Genomic DNA, 1,484 nt, shown 5'->3' with positions numbered 1-1,484 from the left:
GCGCGACCGGCTCGGTCCCGGCAGCGCGGTCCGGACCAGCCTGGCGCGGGACCTGCCCGCCTCGTTCGTGGTGTTCCTGGTGGCGCTGCCCCTGTGCATGGGCATCGCCATCGCGTCCGGGGTGCCGCCCGAGCGCGGCCTGATCACCGGCCTCGTCGGCGGCATCGTGGTCGGGCTGATCGCCGGCTCGCCGCTCCAGGTCAGCGGGCCGGCGGCGGGGCTCGCCGTGATCGTCTACGGGTTCGTGCAGGCGCACGGGCTCGACGCCCTGGGCCCCGTCCTGGTGGTGGCCGGCCTGGTCCAGCTTGCCGCCGGCGCCCTGCGGATCGGCGGCTGGTTCCGGGCGATCTCGCCGGCCGTGGTGCACGGCATGCTGGCCGGCATCGGCATCCTGATCGTGCTCGCCCAGCTCCACGTCCTGACCGACGCCATGCCCCAGGCGAGCGGGCTCGACAACCTCGTGGCGATCCCGGCGGCCTTCTTCGACTTCGTCACCGGGGCCGGCGACCGTCCCGGCGCTGTGCTGGTCGGGGGCGCGACCATCGCGGCGATGATCGCCTGGGAGCGGTTGCGCCCGGCGCGGCTCCGGCTGCTGCCGGGTGCGCTGATCGGGGTGCTGGCGGGCAGCCTGGTGGCCGGGCTCGGCGGCCTCGCGGTCAAGCGCGTCGTGGTGCCGGAGGCGATCTTCTCCGGCCTCGCCCTGCCGAATCCGGAGGCCTGGGCCCGGCTCGCCGAGGCCGAGATCGTCGTGATGGCGCTGGTCATCGCGGTCATCGCCAGCGCCGAGAGCCTGCTCTCGGCCGCCGCCGTCGACCGCATGCATCACGGCCCCCGGACTCGGTTCGACCGGGAACTGGGCGCGCAGGGCGTCGGCAACCTGATCTGCGGGCTCCTGGGCGCCCTGCCGATGACCGGGGTGATCGTGCGCTCCTCCGCCAACGTGCAGGCCGGGGCGGTCACCCGGGCCGCCACGGTGATGCACGGGCTCTGGATCCTGGCCTTCCTGGTCGCCCTGCCCTGGCTGCTGGCGCTGGTGCCCACCGCGAGCCTCGCCGGGATCCTGGTGGTCACCGGCTGGCGGCTGGCGAGCCCGGTCCACGGCCTGCACCTGCGGGCCCGCTACGGCTGGACCACCGCGGCGATCTGGTTCGCCACGCTGGCGACCGTGGTGGCGGTGGATCTGCTGAGCGGGGTGCTCACCGGGCTGGCCCTGAGCCTCGCGCAGACCCTGCCGAGCCTGCGCAAGGGGCGGCTGCGGATCGAGCACGCCGCGGCCCCGGAGGTCCCGGGGGTGCCGGAGCTGCGGCTGTCCGGGGCGGCGACCTTCCTGCAGCTGCCGACCCTGACGGCGGCGCTGGAGCGCACCCCCGTGGGCGGCGAGGTCCGCCTCGGCACCGAGGACCTCGCGGCCATCGACCATACCTGCCTGGAGATGATCGGCGACTGGGCGAGCCGGCGCATGGCCGCCGGGACCCGCGTCGCGG

General features: G+C 75.6%; 1 protein-coding gene. It reads left to right on the top strand.

The annotated features are described in order from the left end of the window. Window positions 1–40: 40 nt before the first annotated feature. A partial coding sequence (locus FV228_RS29435; RefSeq protein WP_147857689.1) for a SulP family inorganic anion transporter occupies window positions 41–1,484 on the top strand: 1,444 nt, incomplete at its 3' end.

It is taken from the genome of Methylobacterium sp. WL18 (genome assembly GCF_008040015.1).
Classification (GTDB): domain Bacteria; phylum Pseudomonadota; class Alphaproteobacteria; order Rhizobiales; family Beijerinckiaceae; genus Methylobacterium; species Methylobacterium mesophilicum.
This window is presented reverse-complemented; position numbering and strand designations above follow the sequence as displayed.